Raw genomic sequence first — 17004 nt, forward strand, 5'->3', positions numbered from 1 at the left:
GGCGGTGGGTTGGAGGCAGTCCCGCAAGCTGGCGCGGGCCAGCCCACGCGGCCGACGGGCCGGGACCCCGCGCGCCGACGGGACGGCCCCCACGGCGAGCCGGGCGTGTGGGGCGTTCCCCCGCGCGGCGCGTGGGGACCGGGCGGCACGCGCGAGCGACGGGCCCCGGCGTGGCGCCCACCCGGGAGCCGGTAGGCTGCCTCCGTCCCGCCGCTGCCCCCATGCCGACCGCCGCTCCGCTCGAAGGCCCCCGCGCCGTCACCGACGCCGATTTCCCCAGCGGCCCGCCCGAGGCCCAGCTTGAAGCGATGCTCAACTGGGCCGTGCTGGCGCCGAGCGTCTTGAACACGCAGCCATGGCGGTTCCGCGTGGTGCCGGGCCCCGCCGGGCCCCGCGCCGAGGTCTCCGTCGACCGCGCGCGGATCGTGCGGAGCGTCGACCCCGAGGGCCGCGAGGCCATCATCTCGTGCGGCGCGGCGCTGTTCACGCTGCGCCTCGCGGCCCGCCACTTTGGCTTCATCCCCGACGTGCACCTCGCCGGCCCAGATGCGGCGGCCGATCTCGTCGGGACGGTGCGGCTGGAGGGCGCCGCGCGGCCGACGGCGGCCGAGGAGGGGCTCTTCCGCGCCATCAAGCTGCGCCACACCAACCGCGACCCCTTCGCCGACCTGCCCGTCCCGATCGGGCTGCTGGCCCGCCTTCAGGGCGCGGCCCGCGCCGAGGGCGCCCGGCTCCACGTCGTCACGTCGGAGGCCGAAAAGGGGGCGCTCGCGGACCTGGTGGCCGAGGCCGTCTTGGAGCAGGGCGACGACCCGGCCGTCGTCGACGAGCTGCGGGCGTGGCTCCGGCCCGTCGGCGACCCGCGCCCGGACGGCGTCCCCGACGACGTGCAGGGCGGCTGGGACCGCCTGAGCTACCTCCACACCGAGGCCCGCTTCGTCGCCACCCAGACGCGCCGCCTGGCCGCCACGGCCCCGGCCCTGCTCGTCATCGCCACGCCGGGCGACAGTCGCGCCGATCGCGCTCGCGCGGGGCAGGCGCTGCAGCGCGTCTTGCTGCTGGCCGCCACCGATGGGCTCGCCGCCAGCTACTTCAACCAGCCGACCGAGGTGGCCCGGCTCCGCCCCGAGGTCTCCGCCATCGCCGGCGTCGGGCAGGCCCAGGTCCTGTTCCGCCTCGGCACGCCCATCGAAGCCCAGGGCACCCCTCGCCGTCCCGTCCCCTCCGTCGTCGAGCCCGACGACGCCATCCGCTAATCGCGCCATGCGTCCCATCGAGACCATCCTCTTTCCGACCGACTTTTCGGCCTGTGCTGAGAGTGCCTACCGGCACGCGGCGTATCTCGCCGACCGCCTCGGCGCCACGCTCCACGTGCTCCATGTGGTGGAGGACGAGGCCGCCCCGGAGCGCGATTGGCCCGAAGGCACCGGTACCCTCATGATCTCAGCCGCCGACATCGCCGCCGACCTCGGCCTGCCAGAGCCCGAGGCCGACGCCGATGGGGTCGACGTGCCGCTCGTCGAGACCGAGGTCGTCGGGCGAGACGCAGCGACGGCCATCCTCGACCTCGCCTACGACGAGGAGGTCGGGCTCATCGTGATGGGCACGCACGGGCGGCGCGGCTGGCGGCGCGGCACCCTTGGCAGCGTCGCCGAGGCCGTCTCGCGCCGGGCGCCGTGCCCGGTCCTGACCGTCCGCCCCGACGACGCCGACCGCGCGTGGCCGCCGCGCCGGATCCTGCTGGCGCTCGCCGCCGACGCCGTCGACACGGGCACGCTGCCGCCCGCCGGGCGCTGGGCCGTGCGGCTCGCCGCCGCGTACGGCGCCCCGCTCGATCTCGTCCACGTCGCCAGCCCCATCGCGGAAGCCATCGGCGAAGACGAAACGGCCGAGTTCGTGCTGGAGGCCATGGCCGAGCGCTTGCGTGCCGAGCCAGCCGGCGCCGCGGATGTGCGCGTCCACGTCGTCACGGGCGACGCGGCCACCTCCCTCCGCGAGCTGGCGCTCCGCACACACGCGCACCTCGTCGTCGTGGGGACGCACGCCCGGACGGGCGTCGGGCGGGCGCTGATCGGCAGCGTCGCCGAGGAGGTTGCCCGGACGGCCCCCTGCCCCGTCCTCATCGTCCGCGACGTGTTGGCTGGCGACGGCGCCGAGTTCGATGCCGCCCGTGCCGACTCCCACGTCTGATCCCATGCTCACCTCCTCCCTCACGCCGGTCGACACCGCACGCCTGCTCGCCTTCGTCTCCGACGCCGCGCGCGCGCCGAGCATCCTGAACACGCAGCCCTGGCGGTTCCGCCTCACCGACGGCGTCGTCGACCTGTTCGCCGACCGTGACCGCCAACTGCCCGCGCTCGATCCGGACGGGCGCGAGCTGACCATCAGCTGCGGCGCCGCGCTCGCGGGCCTGCGCACCTCCGCCCTCTACCAGGGCTTGGGCGCCCAGTTCGAGCTGTTCCCCGACGCCTCCGACCCGGACTGGCTGGCGCACGTCGTCTTCGAGTCCACACCGCGACCCCTCGACGACCGCACGCTCCGCGCGCTCCGCTCCCGGCGGACGCACCGGGGTGAGTTTGCCGACGAGCCCGTCGCCCCGACGGCCCTGGCCGCCCTCGCCCGTGCGGCGGGCCCCGACGTGTGGCTCGCGACCGTCGTGTCCGACGACGAGAAGGCGCCGATTGCGGACTTGGTCGAGGAAGCCACGCGCGCGCTCGGCCAGCACCCGACTCGGCTCATCGATGTCCGCGCCTGGCTCCGCGTTGACGGCGACCCCCGCCCGGACGGCGTCCGGGACCGGGATCAGGGCGACGGCGACCGGCTGGCGACCGTGCGGACGACCTCGGCGGCCGTCGGACGGCACAAGGCCGACATCTTGCGCGAGGCGCCCGCCGTGCTCGTGCTCGGCACCGCCGCCGACACGCCCGAGGCGTGGCTCCGCGCCGGCATCGCGCTCGGCGACCTGCTGATCGCGGCGGCGGCCTTGGGGCTGGCGGTGTCGTACGCCAACGAGCCCGTCGAGATGGGCGGCGCGTTCCGCCGCCGGCTCGGCGCGCAGGTGGGGGGCGAGTGGCCCCAACTCATCTTGCGCCTCGGTCGCCCGGCCGACGACCCCGACGGCCGCCGCCGCCCCCTGCGCGACATCGCCGAGGTGGTGTGACCGGCTCGGCCCCTCCCGCACGCCCGCTAACGCCTGCCTGAGATGGGATCGCGGGTACTCCTCGTCGCGCTCGTGCTCGGGGCCGCGTACGCGGGGTCCTCCGCCTACGGGGCCTCGCGGTGGGCGTCGGCCACTCGGACGCTCCGTGGGCGCCTGGACGCGGCCCGCACGCCCGAGGGGCCGCGCGCCGTCGACCTCCACGATCTCTACGGACTCCCTGGCCCCGTCGAGCGGTACCTCCGGGCGGCACTGACCGACGGGCAGCCGATCGTAACGGGGGCGACGATCCGCCACACGGGGACCTTCAACCTGAGTGAGGCTGGCGAGCGATGGGCTCCGTTTACGTCGGAGCAGTGGGTCGCCACCCGTCGGCCGGGCTTCGTCTGGGAGGGGCGCGTTGCGGTGGCGCCCGGGCTCCCGGTGCGAGTCCACGACGCCTACGTCGCTGGCGAGGGGCGCTTGCACGCCTCGGTGCTTGGCCTCGTCTCGGTCGCCGATCTGCGTGGCGGCGGTGATTTGGCCGCAGGCGAGCTCATGCGGTACCTCGCCGAGGCGGTGTGGTACCCGACGACACTCCTGCCAGGCCAAGGCGTCTCGTGGCTGGCGGGAGACGACCACTCCGCGACCGCCACGCTGGTCGACGGCGACGTCTCGGTCACGCTCCGGTTCACCTTCGATGCCCGGGGCCTGGTCGAGACGGTCGAGGCCGAGGCACGCGGGCGGACGGTGAACGGCGAGGTCGTCCCGACGCCGTGGCGCGGACGGTTCTGGGGGTACGAGGCACGAGCGGGCATGCAGGTGCCGACGGACGACGAGGTGGCGTGGCTCCTCCCCGACGGGGCGAAGCCGTACTGGCGGGGCCACCTCGCGGCCATCAACTACGACCTGGCCCGCTAGACACCGCCGGCCGGGCTCGCTTAGGCCGTCTCCGCCCCGGCCTTCGCCAGCGCGTCGAAGCCGCCGACGTTGACCGCGCCCGCGTGGCCGAGCTTCTTGAGCGCACCGGCGGCGCTTCCCGAGCGGTTGCCGGAGCGGCAGTACAGGTAGATCGGGCCGTCCTCGGGGAGGTCCATCGCCTGGACGCGCTCGAGAAAGTCCGGCGCCATCACGTCGACGTTGACAGAGCCCGCGAGGTGGCCCTGCGCGTACTCGGCCGGCGTGCGGACGTCGAGGAGCGGGGCCGACGGGTCGCGCTGGGCGACAAAGTCGGCGGGGGAGAGGGCGTTGGAGGACATGAGGCGGGAGAGGAAGGACATAGAGATTACGGGAGGAGGAGAGTGGTGGCGAAGACGGCGGGCGCCTCTTTGTACAAGATGAAGATGCCCATGACGACCAGGAAGACGGCGAACCCGCGCTTGAGCTGGGCCTGGGGCACGCGCTGGCTGAGCGCGTTGCCCACGAACGAGCCTGCGATCCCGATGACCGCGAAGATGCCGATGAGCGCCCAGTCGACGTGCAGGCCCGTCTCGGCGAGCACGTCGGTGTACTTCCAGAAGCCGGCCGCGCTCTTGGCCGCGATGATGAGGAGGCTCGTCCCGACGGCCATCCGCATCGAGAGCCCTCCCAGCAGCACAAGGGCCGGGACGATGAGGAACCCGCCGCCGACGCCGACGAGCCCGGTTAGGACGCCGACGATGAGCCCCTCGATCGCGATGAGCCAGAGCGGCTGGCGCGTGTGGGGCTCGTCGCCGCGCGCTTCGAGGCTCTCCTTGCCCCGGAGCATGAGCCCGGCCGCCAAGATCATGACGACGGCGAAGAGCGCGAGCTGGACGGCGCCGGGGACCCACTTGGCGAGGGCCGCCCCGCCGTAGGTCCCGACGATGCCGGGCACGCCGAAGTACAAGACCGAGTGCCAGTCGACGAGCTTCTGCCGCGCGTACGGGACCGCCCCGACGGCGGCGATGGCGCCGACGATGGCCAGGCTCTCGGCGATGGCCACCTTGTCGGGCTGGCCGGCGAGGTAGACCAGGACCGGGACGGTCAGGATGGAGCCGCCGGAGCCGAGGAGGCCGAGGACAAGGCCGATGGCGACGGCGCCGAGGAGTGCGTAGAGCATTGGGTGGGACGTAGGGGAGCGGCGAGGGCGAGCGGTGGGAGGACGCCCCGGGCCGCAGAATCAGGAGGTCGCGCGGCGGGCGTCGGGCCCGTCGAGCGGGTAGCCCAAGGCGGGGCCGAGCACGCAGACGTCGAACACGCCCGCGCCGAGCGGGACGGCGGAGAGGACGGCGGCGGCGACGCCCCCCGCGGTGTCGCGGCGGCCCAGGCCCCAGGACAGGAGCCCGAGGCCGGCGGCCACGCGCGCGGCGCGCCCGGCGGGCGAGACCATAAAGCGGACGAAGGAGTCAGTCATGGGAGGGGAGGGTTAGGCCGTGGCGTCGGCCGGCACGCCCGTCTCGACGTCGTCGGCGATCTCGCGGTAGTGCGGGAAGCCATCGTTGACGTAGACCACGTCGTGGCCGTGCTTCGCCAGGAAGGCGCTGGCGACGGCGGCGCGGACGCCGCTCTGGCAGTGGACGTACAGCGGGGACCCCGCGGGCACCTCGTCGAGCCGGTCGGCCAGCCGCGTGTGGGCGACGTTGGTGGCGTCGGGGACGTGGCCGGCGGCGTACTCCGCAAGCCGGCGCACGTCGATCACGGCGGCCCCGGGCTCGCGGTCGCGGACGGCCTCGAAGTCGACCTCGGGGATCGAGGCCGTGGCCCCGCCCGCCTCGGCGTAGGCGAGGACGGTCTCGGGCGTGGCGTACGCCACGACGCGGTCGAGCCCGATCCGGACCAGGTCGCGGACGGCCGCCTCGACGTTTGTCTCAGGGATCAGGAGCACGATCTCGGCCTCCGGGTCGGTCGCGAACGAGCCGACGACGGTGTTGAACGACGTGTCGAACGGGCTGTACAGCGCGCCCGGGAGGTGCTCCGCCATGAACGCCGAGCGGTCGGCCCGGGTGTCCACCACGACGGCGTTGCCGAGGTCGGCGAGGTCGCCCGGCGCGAGCGCGCGGGGCGTGGGGAGCGCGGCGAGCGGCGGGACGCCGTCGCGGTTGAGCTGCTTCATCCGGCCGAAGTAGAGGGGCGGCTCGGGCTGGGCGTCCAGGATGTTGGCGACAAAGGCGTCCTCGCCCCGGTGCACCGCGTCGATGGCCCCGTTGTAGCGCTTCTCGTAGCCGACGGTCGACTGGGGAATAGCACCCAACGCCTTGCCGCACGCCGAGCCGGCGCCGTGGCCGGGCCAGACCTGGAGCTCGTCGTCGAGCGTCAAGAACCGCTGGACCGACGCGAACAGGGCCTGGGCCGCGGGCTCCTGGGCGCCGCCCTGGCCCGCCGCGCTCTCCAAGAGGTCGGGCCGCCCCAGATCGCCGACGAACACGAAGTCGCCGGAGACCAGGCCCATCGGGGTGTTGGCCCCGCCGCCGTGGTCGACCACGAGGTAGCTCAGGTGCTCGGGCGTGTGGCCCGGCGTGTGGACCGCCCGGAGCTCGATGTTGCCGACCTCGAACGTGTCGCCGTCGCGCAGGAAGGTGACGTCGTCGCGGTCGGTCGCCCAGAACGAGCCCCAGCCATCGTCCTCGCCCTCGGCGGACAAGAAGAGCTGGGCCCCGGTCGCCTCGGCAAGGTCGCGAGCGCCCGACAGGAAGTCGGCGTGGATGTGGGTCTCGGCGACGTGCGTGATGGTCAGGCCCTCGCTCGCGGCGATGGCGAGGTAGCGGTCGATGTCACGCTCGGGGTCGACGACGAGCGCCTGCTTGGTGCGCTGGCAGCCGATGAGGTAGGCGTATTGGGCAAGCGTGCGGTCGGTGATCTGGCGGAGCAGCATGGGAGTCGAGGCTAGAATCAGGGGAGGTACGCAGTCGGGGTCGGAGAATTCCCGGGCGGCGTCAGTGGGGGAGGTGGTCGCGGAGGGCGGCGTAGGCCCAGGTCCCGGCGAGCGCGGCGACGAGCGCCGCGAGCATCACCGAGATCCCGCCGCCGAGCAAGGCGAAGAGCGGGCCGGGGCAGGCACCGAGCAGCGCCCAGCCCAAGCCGAACACGGTGCCGCCCATCCAGTACCGGGCGCCGGGCACGCGCGAGCCGCCCCAGGCCTTGGGGCTGAGCTCGATCGGCTCGCCGTGGACGGTCGTCAGGCCCAGCCGCTTGATGACGACGAGCGACAGCGCCGCCGTGACGACGGCCGACCCGATGATGCCGTACATGTGGAACGACTCGAACCGGAACATCTCGTAGATCCGGAACCACGAGATCACCTGGCTCTGGGTAAACACCAGGCCGACGAGCGCGCCGAGCACGCCGTAGACGCCGAGGGCGAGGGGCGCGTTGCCCTCGGCGATGGCGCGGTCGCGGAGCGCGACGGGCACCTGCTCGGCGTCGGTGCACTCGTCCGGGAGGTCGACGTGGGGAGCGGCGATGGCGGGCGCGGGCGCCTCGGCGACCTGGGGCGTGTCGACGCAGTTTTGGGGAGCCGCTGCGCCCTCCGCGTCGGGCTGGCGGAATAGGGGGGTGGGGGTGCGCATGTCTAGGCGAGGAGGAGCGGGAGGAGCAGGTGGGTGACCGCCAAGCCGCCGACGAAGAAGCCGACGACGGCGACGAGCGACGGGATCTGGAGGTCGGCGAGCCCGGAGATGGCGTGGCCCGAGGTGCAGCCGCCGGCCCAGCGGGCGCCGAAGCCGACCAAAAACCCGCCGCCCAACACCATCACCGCGCCGACGGGCGTGGCCAGGGCGGACCATGAGATGAGCTGGGTCGGGACGTACCCGGCCAGGTCGGTGATGCCCAGGCTCACGAGCGAGGCGACGGTGTCGGGCGACAGGGCGAGCGGCGCGCCGGGGGTGGCGAACACGCGCAGGCCCAGGAAGCCGCCGACGGCGATCCCGACGACGAAGACGAGATTCCACAAGCCGGCCGAGCGCCAGTCGTAGCGCAGGAAGGAGGGCTTGCCGGGGAGCGGGAGCGCGGCGCAGGCGTGGCGGAGGTTCGCCGAGACGCCGAACACTTTGCCGCCGAACAGCAGGAGGGCCGGCACGATGAGCCCGATGAGGGGCCCGGCGACGTACCAGGGGAGGGGGGAGACGGGATCCATGCGAGGAGTACAACTGGTTGGTTGATCATACAACTGTCCAGTTGTCTCGATGATTCACGAAGGAACGACAAAGGTCCCAGGGCCTAGCTTGCGCCATGCCCGACGCCCCGCTCGTCCCGCCCGACCTCGTCGACGCCGCCGCCGCGCGGTTCCGCCTCTTGGGCGACCCCACGCGGTTGCGCGTCTTGCGCGCCCTCTACGACGTCGACGAGCGGACCGTGCAGGAACTGGCCGACGACACGGGCCAGAGCCACGCCAACACGTCGAAGCACCTCCGCCTGCTGGCGGAGGCGGGCGTGGTGGACGGCCGCCGCGACGGGCTCCACGTGCGCTACCGGATCACGGACCCCACGCTCCGGGCGCTCTGCGACTTGGTCTGCTCGGCGGTTGACGACTAGCCCGGCCTTGGGCCCAAGGTGGGGCGACCCCGTGTGATGAACTCTCCCGCCCCACCCTGTCATCCTGAGCTAGCGAAGGATCTCTACGCGAGCCTGCATGCCCAGACTTCCGGTCCCGACGGCCCGGGGCGCTGGCGTCGAGATCCTTCGCTAGCTCAGGATGACGATGGGGGGGCAGCCAATGCGGAGTTGGAGCAACACGGCTGGCAAGCCCTCCCTTCCGCTCGTCGCAAGCTGGAGGATCACGCTGAGATCCCTCGCGGGGCTCGGGATGACGTGATCTGGGCTGGTCAGCGGGTCCTCAGGAGCTCTTGCGCAGCGTCGAGAGGCCGAAGGGGAGGTACAGCGGGCACGTCCCGACGGCGGAGGTCGCCAGCAGGATGACGCCCACGATGCCGGCGACCCAGGCCATCGTGCCGCCTAAGAAGAAGAAGGCGGCGACCAGGAGCACGGCCCCGACGACGAGGCGGAGGGTGCGGTCGATGGAGCCCATGTTGAGAGTCATGACGGCAGGGGAGAGGGTGTCCGTCGAAGATGGGCCGCCGGGGAGACGCGCGCCAGTGGGACGGCGCGCGCGCGCTTGCGGCGTGGCGCCGCACGGCGACCGCGGGCTGTAGGGGCCGCCCCCACAGCCCGCGCGGGGAGCGGACGGCGAGGCCCCGAGCGTGCCGCCGCCGCAGGGCCCATGAGCCCGCCGGGAGCTTGGCAGACGTCACCCCACCCGCCCCCGATGTCCGAGCTCCCGTCTGCGGGTTCCCCGTCCGCCGCCGTCGTGGTCCTCGCCAGCGAGACCCCGCCCGACGCCGCCTCCCGCTTCGAGGTCTTCCGCTACGACGACCAGATCGTGCGGTGGTTCGTGATCGCGACGTCCACCTGGGGCTTTGTCGGGATGCTGGTCGGCGCCCTGCTGGCGCTGCAGCTGCCGTACCCCGAGGCCAACTGGGGCGAGTACCTCAGCTTCGGGCGGTTGCGGCCGCTGCACACGAACGCGGTCATCTTCGCCTTCGCGGGGAACGCCATCTTCGCCGCCATCTACTACAGCACGCAGCGGCTGTGCAAGGCGCGGATGTTCTCCGACGTGATGAGCCGGGTCCACTTCTGGGGCTGGCAGGCCATCATCGTCGCCGCTGCCATCACCCTGCCCCTCGGCATCACCACCTCCAAGGAGTACGCCGAGCTGGAGTGGCCCATCGACATCGCGATCACCGTCGTCTGGGTCGTGTTCGCGGTCAACTTTTTCGGGACGCTGTGGCGCCGCCGCGAGCCCCACATGTACGTCGCGCTGTGGTTCTACATCGCGACGATCGTGACGGTCGCCGTGCTCCACATCGGCAACTCGCTGGCGCTGCCCGTCGGGCTGTTCAAGAGCTACCCGATCTACATGGGCGTGCAGGACGCCCTCGTGCAGTGGTGGTACGGTCACAACGCCGTCGCCTTTTTCCTGACGACGCCGTTTCTGGGGCTGATGTACTACTTCCTGCCCAAGGCGGCGGAGCGGCCCATCTTCTCGTACCGGCTGAGCATCGTCCACTTCTGGAGCCTGGTGTTCATCTACATCTGGGCGGGCCCGCACCACCTCCAGTACACCGCCGTCCCCGAGTGGGCCGCGACGCTGGGCATGGTGTTCAGCGTGATGCTGTGGATGCCGTCGTGGGGCGGCATGATCAACGGCCTGTTCACCCTGCGCGGCGCGTGGCACAAGCTCCGCGACAGCGTCGTCCTCAAGATGTTCGTCGTCGGGATCACCTTCTATGGGATGGCCACCTTCGAGGGCCCCGCGCTGTCCATCAAGACCGTCAACGCGCTCTCGCACTACACGGACTGGAACATCGCGCACGTCCACTCGGGCGCGCTCGGCTGGAACGGCTTCATGACCTTCGGGATGATCTACTGGCTGATCCCTAAGCTGTGGCGGCGGCCGCTGTGGAGCCCCAAGCTGGCGACGTGGCACTTCTGGATCGCCACCATCGGCATCCTGCTCTACGTGCTCGCGATGTACGCCAGCGGGGTGACGCAGGGCCTGATGTGGCGGGCCTTCGACGACGCCGGCCGCCTGCTCTACCCCGACTTCCTCGAGAGCGTCGTCCAGGTCCGCCCGATGTACTGGGTCCGGCTGATCGGCGGGACGATGTACCTCACCGGCGTGGTGTTCATGCTCATCAACCTGTGGGCGACCATCCGCAGCGCGCCGAAGGACCTGCCCGACCCCGCCGTCGCCGTCCCCCGCCGCCCGGCCTCCGGCGACGGCGGCGCGGGCGCCGTCCCCTCTCTCGCCTAGCGCCATGGACCGCCCGCCCGACCCGGCCCCCCCGGCCGCTCCCGCCCTGGAGCCCGACGCCCCCGTCCTCCCGCTCGCCATCCGCCCGTGCGGCACCGACGGCACGTGCTGCGGGAGCTGCCGCGCCGCCGCCGACGCCAGCCCCCCGGCGCCCCCCACGCCCCCCTCCCGATGAGCCGCTTTCTCCGCGCGAATGGCCTCCACCGACGCATCGAAGGCTGGCCGCTCGTGTTCACCGTCCTGACGACGCTGGCGATCCTGGTCGGCACCGTCGTCGAGTTCGCCCCCGTGTTCCTGATCGGCGGGGCCGTCGAGCCCATGGCAACGCTGGAGCCGTACACGCCCCTCGAGCTGGCGGGGCGCGACATCTACATCGCCGAGGGGTGCAACAACTGCCACAGCCAGCAGGTGCGGCCGTTCCAGCACGAGGCGCTCCGCTACGGCCCGGCCTCGACGGCCGCCGAGGGCGCGTATGAGACGCCCCACCTGTGGGGCTCGAAGCGGACCGGGCCCGACGTGGCGCGCCTGGGCGGCAAGTACCCGTCGCTGTGGCACGTGCGCCACATGGAGGACCCGCGCTCGACGAGCCCGCAGTCCATTATGCCGCCGTACCCGCACCTGCTGGCGACGCCGCTCGACATGGGCGGCCTCCAGGGCAAGATGCGCGGGCTCCGTGCGCTCGGCGTCCCCTACACCGACGCCGAGATCGACGGCGCCGTCGCGAGCGCCCAGGCGCAGGCGGGCGCGATCGCGGCGGAGGTCGCCAGCCAGGGCGGGCCGGACCGACTCGCCAACAAAGAGATCATGGCGATGGTCGCCTACCTCCAGCGGCTGGGCGTCGACCGCGCCCGGTCCGACAGCCTGGACGCGGCCTCGCTCGCCCTCGCCCCGTAGCGCCATGTGGAAAGAGACCGTCCGTGCCCTGCAGACCGGCGCGCTCGCCGAGGTGGCCGTCGTCGCCTTCGTGGTCGCCTTCCTGCTGGTCGTCGCCTACGCCTTCACCCTGCCGCGCCGCCAGCGCGAGGCGCTCAAGCGCCAGCCGCTCGACGACGCCCTGCCCTTCCTGGACCCCGAGGACACTGATGCCTGACCATCCCGCCGCCGGCTTGGGCGACAACGCCCCGGGCCAGACTGCGCCCGACCCCGACTCGCCGCTCCGCACGCCCCACGCTACGCTTCCCGAGGCCGCCGTCGGCGCCGAGGCCGTCGACCGGGTGATCGATGGGCACACCTACGACGGCATCCGCGAGTACGACAACCCGATGCCAGGCTGGTGGGTCGCCCTGTTCTGGGCCGGCATTGTCTTCGCGCCGTTCTACATGCTGGGCGTCCACGTTTTCGACTGGATCGACACCTACGAGGAGGACTTCGCCGAGCGCGGCGAGCAGCTCGAGGCTGTCCGTCTGGCGTACGCGTCGACGGGCCCGGCCTTCAAAACCGACCCCGGCGCGCTGGCGGAGTACGCCACGAACCAAGAGATGGCGGAGGCGGGCGCGGTCCACTTTGCCGCCATCTGCGCGGCCTGCCACGGCGCCGCCGGCGAGGGCGTCATCGGACCCAACCTGACGGACGCGTACTGGATCCACGGAGCCGACCCGGAGCAGATCTGGACCTCGATCACGGTCGGCTTCCCGACGAAGGGCATGCCCCCGATGGACGGCCAGCTCGGCGAGGAGGAGCGGGCAGAAGTGCTGGCGTACATCGTCTCGATCCAGGGCACCGACCCGCCGAACGCCAAGGGCCCCGAGGGCGAGCCGGCGCTCTGACCGTGCCCGCCTCGGTCGCGTAGCCGGCGCCCCCGGCGCGACCCCAAGGTGGGCGGGACTGACTCACGAGGCGGCGTCCACTTCCCAGACGGGCATCACGCGGAGGCGGTCGAGGTCGTCGGGAAGGTCGGCCGGGGCGCTCGTTCGCGGGGCGGGCAGGATCACGGTCACAGTCGTGCCTGCGCCGGGCGCCGTCTCCAGGTCGATGGTGCCGCCGTGGCCCGCCGTCACGATGTCGTAGGCGAGCGACAAGCCCAGGCCCGTCCCTTCGCCAGGCGCCTTGGTGGTGTAAAACGGCTCGAAGGCGCGCGCCTGTGTCTCTGGGTCCATGCCCATCCCGAGGTCGGCAACCTGGATGGTGACGGCGTCGCCCTCCCGCCGCGAGCGCACGGTGACCGGAGAGGGCGCGTCCGCGGTGGCGTCGAGCGCGTTGTTGATCAGGCTGAGCGTGAGCTGGACGATGCCCTCGGCGGCGACCGCGACCGTCCCCACAGCCGGGTCAAGGTCGAGGTCGATGGCCGGGTCGGTGGCGCTCCGGGGCGTCCCTTCGGCGGCGAGCCGGAGCAGCCCGTTCACGTCCGACGGCACGTGCTCGACGTTCTGCCCACGCGCGTGCAGCATCATGCCTTGTACGATCCGGTCTGCGAGGCGGCCGTGGTCGCGGATGCGCTCGGCGTTGTCGGCGAGGTCCGCCAGCAGCGGCTCCAGGTCCGGCAGCGCGTCGCCGACAGAGCGCTCGGGGTCGGCGCGGAGGTCGTCGCCGATCTCGGCCGTCAGCTCGACGGAGAGGTCGGCGAAGTTGGTCACGAAGTTGAGCGGGTTCTTGATCTCGTGCGCGATGCCCGCCGTGAGCCGACCGAGCGACGCCAGCTTCTCGGCCTGGACGAGCCGCCCCTGCGCCTCGCGCAGATCCGCGAGCGACTGCTCCAGAGCGTCCCGCTGGCGGCCGAGTGCGTCGACGGCGTCGCGGAGCGAGCGCGTGCGGTCGGAGACGCGGCTTTCGAGGGCGTCGGCGTAGTCGCGCAGGCTCCCCTCGGCCGTTTCCAACGAGGCCATCATGGCGTTGAAGCGGCGCGCGAGCAGGCCCATCTCGTCGTTTGTGCGGACGGACAGCCGGACGCCCCGGCGCCCCCGGTCGACGCGTTCGAGCCCGGCCGTCAGCGCGGCGATCGGGTCGAGCACGCCGCGGCGCAGGAAGACGGGGATCAGCAGGATGACGACGAGCGTGGCGCCGAGCACGAGCCCGAGCATCCGGACCGTCCGCCCTTGGGCGAGGGGGGCGTACCGCGCGCCGTACGGGTCGACCAGCGACGTGCCGGGCGCGAGCGTGGCGGGCGATTCCCAGGCGAAGGCGGCCTCTTGGACCTCACCGCTGCCGGTCAGCAGTCCGGCCGATCCGCCCGTCGGAAAGCGGCGCGGGCCGCGATACGCGATCTCGACCGTGCCGTCGGGCCACAACGTCGCGCGGTGCGCCGAGCGCTCGCCGCCGGTGCCGAGGATCTCCCAGTGGACGTCCAGGCGGTCGGGGCTGGCCGCGACGCGGGGCGGCCCGAGCGCGTCGATGTCGAGCGGTAGCGCAAACGCAATCACCATCGGGTGGTCCGGGCGAGGCTGGTCGTCGATGCCGATGCAAAACAGCGTGCACGGCTCAGGCTCGTCGAAGGCGAGATAGGGGAGGGGCGTCAGGCCGACCTCACGGTAGCGCTCGCCGCCGATCGGGAAGTCGAACGGAAGGCGCAGCAGCCACTGGTCGGCCGCGGCGGGGGCGCCCCGTGGCGCGGCGTCGATGCGGCCGGTGTCGACGGCGCGGGTGACGGCGTAGCCGCCGCCGTCGTCGGGCTGGAAGCGGACGGTGACCTCGGTCGGGACCCTGTTGCCGGCCGCTTGCGCCAGTTCGGCCGGCCGCAGCAGCGCCATGCTCGTCAGGCCCAGCAGCGCCAGCATCACGCCGAGCGTGATGCCGACCAGCTTGGCCTGCACCGTCGTCGGCTCGGGCGCGTGGTTGATGAACACGACGATCAAGCCCACGTCCAGGACCAACTCGAACAGCAGCGAGCTGTACTGGATGGCGAGCGGCGGCAAGACGCCGACGGTCGAGAGGGCGTTGATGGACGCCAGCACCACGATCAGCAGCGACAGCCCGGCCATCGCGCGGTGGCCCGTCGCCGACGACCGCCGCGCCGAGGCGCGCGGACCCGACCGCGACAGCCGGCCCAGGCGCTCCGCCTGCCGCAGGTGGACGGCGAGCGCGCCGATCGTCGTCGCCAGCAGGAAGGCGCCGTAGGCGTAGAGCAGCGGCTCCAGCAGCCCCTCGGCGAGCGTGACCTGGGCGACGGCCGTCGCCGCCAGCAGCCCGGCCAGCGCCAGCGCGGCGACGGCCGACACGATCCGCTCCTCGCGGCGGAAGGGCCGCGCCAGGAACGTGTACGCCAGCCGCAGCCCCGCAAAGCCCGCCACGCCGACGCCCACGTACAGGCCGATGCTGAACCGGATCGACCACGTGGCCGACGAGGGGGCGATCGTCGCGAGCGCGAAGCACAGGGCAAAGATCAGGTTGCCTGCGAACAGAGCCGTCAGCCACCACGCCGAGCGCGTCTTGCGGCGGATCGAGAGCAGGTAGGCCCCCGCGAGCCCCGCCATCAACGCCTGACACACCAGGGGGACGACTTCCGGGGACAGGGAGAACGACGGCATGACGAGACGACCTCTACGTATCGATAGGTACGACATTGGGAATGAGCGGGTTACAGGGGTCTGTGCGCGTGCGTGTGAGGGATGTCCCCACACGCTGCCCCGCGCCGGGACGGCAGGGCGCAGGGCGGACCGCCGCCGCCCGCCCGAGCCCTGCCGGGCCACCTTAGCGGCCGTTCCCCCGCATCCGTGCCCGCCCTCATCCCCTCCGACGACGTCGGCATTCTCGAGTCTCCCGAAGAGGTGCTGTCGACGCTCCACCGCGACGGCTCGCGCCGCTGGCTCTACCCGACGCCCGCGACGGGTCGCTTCTGGCGTCGCCGGCTCGTCGTCGGGTGGGGGCTGATCGTCTTTTTTGTGGCCCTGCCCATCGTCCGGATCGGGGGCAAGCCGGCTGTGTTGCTCGACGTGGCGGCGCGCGAGTTCACGTTCGTCGGCTTCACCTTCTACCCGACCGACACGTTCCTGCTGCTCCTGGTCGGCATCGCGATCCTGGTGACGGTCGCGCTCGGGACGGCGCTCTTGGGGCGCGTGTGGTGCGGCTGGGGCTGCCCGCAGACGGTCTACCTCGAGTTTCTATATCGCCCCGTCGAGCGCTTTGTCGAGGGCCCCGAGCACGTCCGCGCCCGGCGCGACGCGGGGCCGTGGACGGTCGACAAGGCGTGGCGCAAGGGGACCAAGTGGTCGGTCTACGTGCTCGTCTCCGCCTTTCTCGCGCACACCTTCACGGCGTACATCGTCGGCTGGGAGGACTTGCTGTCGTGGATGACCGACGCGCCGACGGCGCACTGGGGCACGTTTGTGCTCGCGGCGCTCACGACCGGCCTCGTCCTGTTCGACTTCGGCATCTTCCGCGAGCAGATGTGCACCATCACCTGCCCCTACGGCCGGTTCCAGTCGATCCTGCTCGACCCCGACTCGCTCATCGTCAGTTACGACCCTGGGCGTGGGGAGCCCCGCGCCAAGCGCGGCAAAAAGGCGCTCGCGGCCGAGCGCGCCGGCGACCGGCCCCCGCTCGGCGACTGCATCGACTGCGGCGCGTGCGTGCGGACGTGCCCGACGGGCATCGACATCCGCGACGGCCTCCAGATGGAGTGCATCGCCTGCACCCAGTGCATCGACGCCTGCGACGACATCATGGACGCGATCGACCTGCCGCGCGGGCTGATCCGGTACACGTCCGAGCGGGCGCTGGAAGGGGCGAAGACCCGCGTCGTGCGGGGGCGGACCGTCGCGTACGGGCTGCTGCTGGTGGCCGTCGCCTCCATCTTTACGGTCGCCCTGACCACGCGGCACGCCTACGACGTGTCGGTCGCCCGGTCCGTCGGCGCCCCGTACGTGGTGCTGGAGGACGGGCGCGTGGCCAACCGCGTCCGCGTGCGCGTGCGGAACCAGACGGCAACGGCGGGGACGTTCCGCGTCGAGCTGGCGTCGCCGGCCGACGGCGTGGTCCGCCTGGGCGCGGCGATGCCGATGGCCGTGGGCCCGGGCGAGATGGTGCGCGTCGAGGGCTTTTTGGTGGTCCCGGCGGCGGCGGTCGCGAATGGGCAGGCTCGGGCGACGGTGCGGCTGGTGTTCGCGGATGGCACCACACGCGAGGCGTCGTTCACCCTCCTGGGCCCGAGCCGGTGATGGTGTGGGGC

18 protein-coding genes and 1 pseudogene are annotated in these 17004 nt (G+C 72.6%); 11 read left to right on the forward strand and 8 right to left on the reverse strand.

Going from position 1 to position 17004, the window contains the following annotated elements; genetic code table 11:
* The first annotated feature begins 221 nt into the window (after positions 1 to 221).
* From ACLII4_RS05765 to ACLII4_RS05780, 4 genes are read left to right on the forward strand one after another with little or no spacing between them, the layout of a single operon-like run.
* Entirely contained in the window at positions 222 to 1256 is a 1035-nt protein-coding gene (locus tag ACLII4_RS05765) for an Acg family FMN-binding oxidoreductase (RefSeq protein WP_412069946.1), read from the forward strand.
* 7 nt (positions 1257 to 1263) lie between these two features.
* Positions 1264 to 2190 (forward strand): universal stress protein, encoded by a 927-nt coding sequence (locus ACLII4_RS05770; protein ID WP_412069947.1) that lies wholly within the window; start codon positions 1264 to 1266, stop codon positions 2188 to 2190.
* Positions 2191 to 2194: 4 nt separating this feature from the next.
* A complete protein-coding gene (locus ACLII4_RS05775; RefSeq protein ID WP_412069948.1) occupies positions 2195 to 3160 on the forward strand; it encodes an Acg family FMN-binding oxidoreductase in 966 nt (321 codons plus the stop codon).
* Positions 3161 to 3202: 42 nt separating this feature from the next.
* The gene (locus tag ACLII4_RS05780; RefSeq protein ID WP_412069949.1) at positions 3203 to 4057 is read left to right on the forward strand and encodes a DUF6920 family protein; all 855 of its coding nucleotides are present in this window, start codon (positions 3203 to 3205) and stop codon (positions 4055 to 4057) included.
* A 20-nt stretch (positions 4058 to 4077) separates the two neighbouring features.
* Here ACLII4_RS05780 and ACLII4_RS05785 read toward each other — a convergent pair whose 3' ends face one another.
* The 6 genes from ACLII4_RS05785 to ACLII4_RS05810 form a co-directional block, all read right to left on the reverse strand.
* Positions 4078 to 4395 carry a rhodanese-like domain-containing protein gene (locus tag ACLII4_RS05785; protein WP_412069950.1) on the reverse strand — a complete coding sequence of 106 codons (318 nt, stop codon included), beginning with the start codon at positions 4393 to 4395 and terminating at the stop codon, positions 4078 to 4080.
* 26 nt (positions 4396 to 4421) lie between these two features.
* The gene (locus ACLII4_RS05790; protein ID WP_412069951.1) at positions 4422 to 5216 is read right to left on the reverse strand and encodes a sulfite exporter TauE/SafE family protein; all 795 of its coding nucleotides are present in this window, start codon (positions 5214 to 5216) and stop codon (positions 4422 to 4424) included.
* A gap of 60 nt (positions 5217 to 5276) precedes the next feature.
* On the reverse strand, positions 5277 to 5510 hold the full coding sequence (locus ACLII4_RS05795; RefSeq protein WP_412069952.1) for a YgaP-like transmembrane domain: 234 nt from the start codon (positions 5508 to 5510) through the stop codon (positions 5277 to 5279).
* 12 nt (positions 5511 to 5522) lie between these two features.
* The gene (locus ACLII4_RS05800; RefSeq protein WP_412069953.1) at positions 5523 to 6968 is read right to left on the reverse strand and encodes an MBL fold metallo-hydrolase; all 1446 of its coding nucleotides are present in this window, start codon (positions 6966 to 6968) and stop codon (positions 5523 to 5525) included.
* 61 nt (positions 6969 to 7029) lie between these two features.
* On the reverse strand, positions 7030 to 7662 hold the full coding sequence (locus tag ACLII4_RS05805) for a YeeE/YedE family protein (protein ID WP_412069954.1): 633 nt from the start codon (positions 7660 to 7662) through the stop codon (positions 7030 to 7032).
* Between the two features lie 2 nt (positions 7663 to 7664).
* Entirely contained in the window at positions 7665 to 8228 is a 564-nt protein-coding gene (locus ACLII4_RS05810; protein WP_412069955.1) for a YeeE/YedE family protein, read from the reverse strand.
* Positions 8229 to 8323: 95 nt separating this feature from the next.
* Here ACLII4_RS05810 and ACLII4_RS05815 point away from each other — a divergent pair, with 95 nt between their 5' ends.
* Entirely contained in the window at positions 8324 to 8626 is a 303-nt protein-coding gene (locus ACLII4_RS05815) for an ArsR/SmtB family transcription factor (RefSeq protein ID WP_412069956.1), read from the forward strand.
* Positions 8627 to 8927: 301 nt separating this feature from the next.
* On the opposite strand, the gene ACLII4_RS05820 is transcribed toward ACLII4_RS05815, so the two are convergent.
* The gene (locus ACLII4_RS05820; protein WP_412069957.1) at positions 8928 to 9131 is read right to left on the reverse strand and encodes a DUF2892 domain-containing protein; all 204 of its coding nucleotides are present in this window, start codon (positions 9129 to 9131) and stop codon (positions 8928 to 8930) included.
* A 225-nt stretch (positions 9132 to 9356) separates the two neighbouring features.
* Between ACLII4_RS05820 and ccoN the strand changes: the two are divergent.
* The 5 genes and pseudogenes from ccoN to ACLII4_RS05845 all read left to right on the forward strand — a co-directional run.
* Positions 9357 to 10853, forward strand: a pseudogene (gene ccoN, locus ACLII4_RS05825) (cytochrome-c oxidase, cbb3-type subunit I); the annotation flags it as partial.
* Positions 10854 to 10908: 55 nt separating this feature from the next.
* A complete protein-coding gene (locus ACLII4_RS05830; protein WP_412069958.1) occupies positions 10909 to 11079 on the forward strand; it encodes a hypothetical protein in 171 nt (56 codons plus the stop codon).
* Positions 11076 to 11798 (forward strand): cytochrome-c oxidase, cbb3-type subunit II, encoded by a 723-nt coding sequence (gene ccoO, locus ACLII4_RS05835; RefSeq protein ID WP_412069959.1) that lies wholly within the window; start codon positions 11076 to 11078, stop codon positions 11796 to 11798. The genes ACLII4_RS05830 and ccoO overlap by 4 nt, the downstream gene beginning before the upstream one ends.
* Before the next feature lie 4 nt (positions 11799 to 11802).
* Positions 11803 to 11994 (forward strand): hypothetical protein, encoded by a 192-nt coding sequence (locus ACLII4_RS05840; RefSeq protein ID WP_412069960.1) that lies wholly within the window; start codon positions 11803 to 11805, stop codon positions 11992 to 11994.
* The gene (locus tag ACLII4_RS05845) at positions 11987 to 12670 is read left to right on the forward strand and encodes a cbb3-type cytochrome c oxidase N-terminal domain-containing protein (protein WP_412069961.1); all 684 of its coding nucleotides are present in this window, start codon (positions 11987 to 11989) and stop codon (positions 12668 to 12670) included. Before ACLII4_RS05840 ends, ACLII4_RS05845 begins: the two co-directional genes overlap by 8 nt.
* A gap of 63 nt (positions 12671 to 12733) precedes the next feature.
* Here the strand turns inward: ACLII4_RS05845 and ACLII4_RS05850 are convergent, their stop codons facing one another.
* Positions 12734 to 15364, reverse strand: coding sequence for an ATP-binding protein (locus ACLII4_RS05850; RefSeq protein WP_412069962.1), 2631 nt, complete (start codon positions 15362 to 15364; stop codon positions 12734 to 12736).
* A 186-nt stretch (positions 15365 to 15550) separates the two neighbouring features.
* Between ACLII4_RS05850 and ccoG the strand changes: the two genes are divergently transcribed.
* On the forward strand, positions 15551 to 16993 hold the full coding sequence (gene ccoG / locus ACLII4_RS05855; RefSeq protein ID WP_412069963.1) for a cytochrome c oxidase accessory protein CcoG: 1443 nt from the start codon (positions 15551 to 15553) through the stop codon (positions 16991 to 16993).
* Positions 16994 to 17004 lie beyond the last annotated feature (11 nt).

The organism is Rubrivirga aquatilis (assembly GCF_046845665.1).
Classification (GTDB): Bacteria; Bacteroidota; Rhodothermia; order Rhodothermales; family Rubricoccaceae; genus Rubrivirga.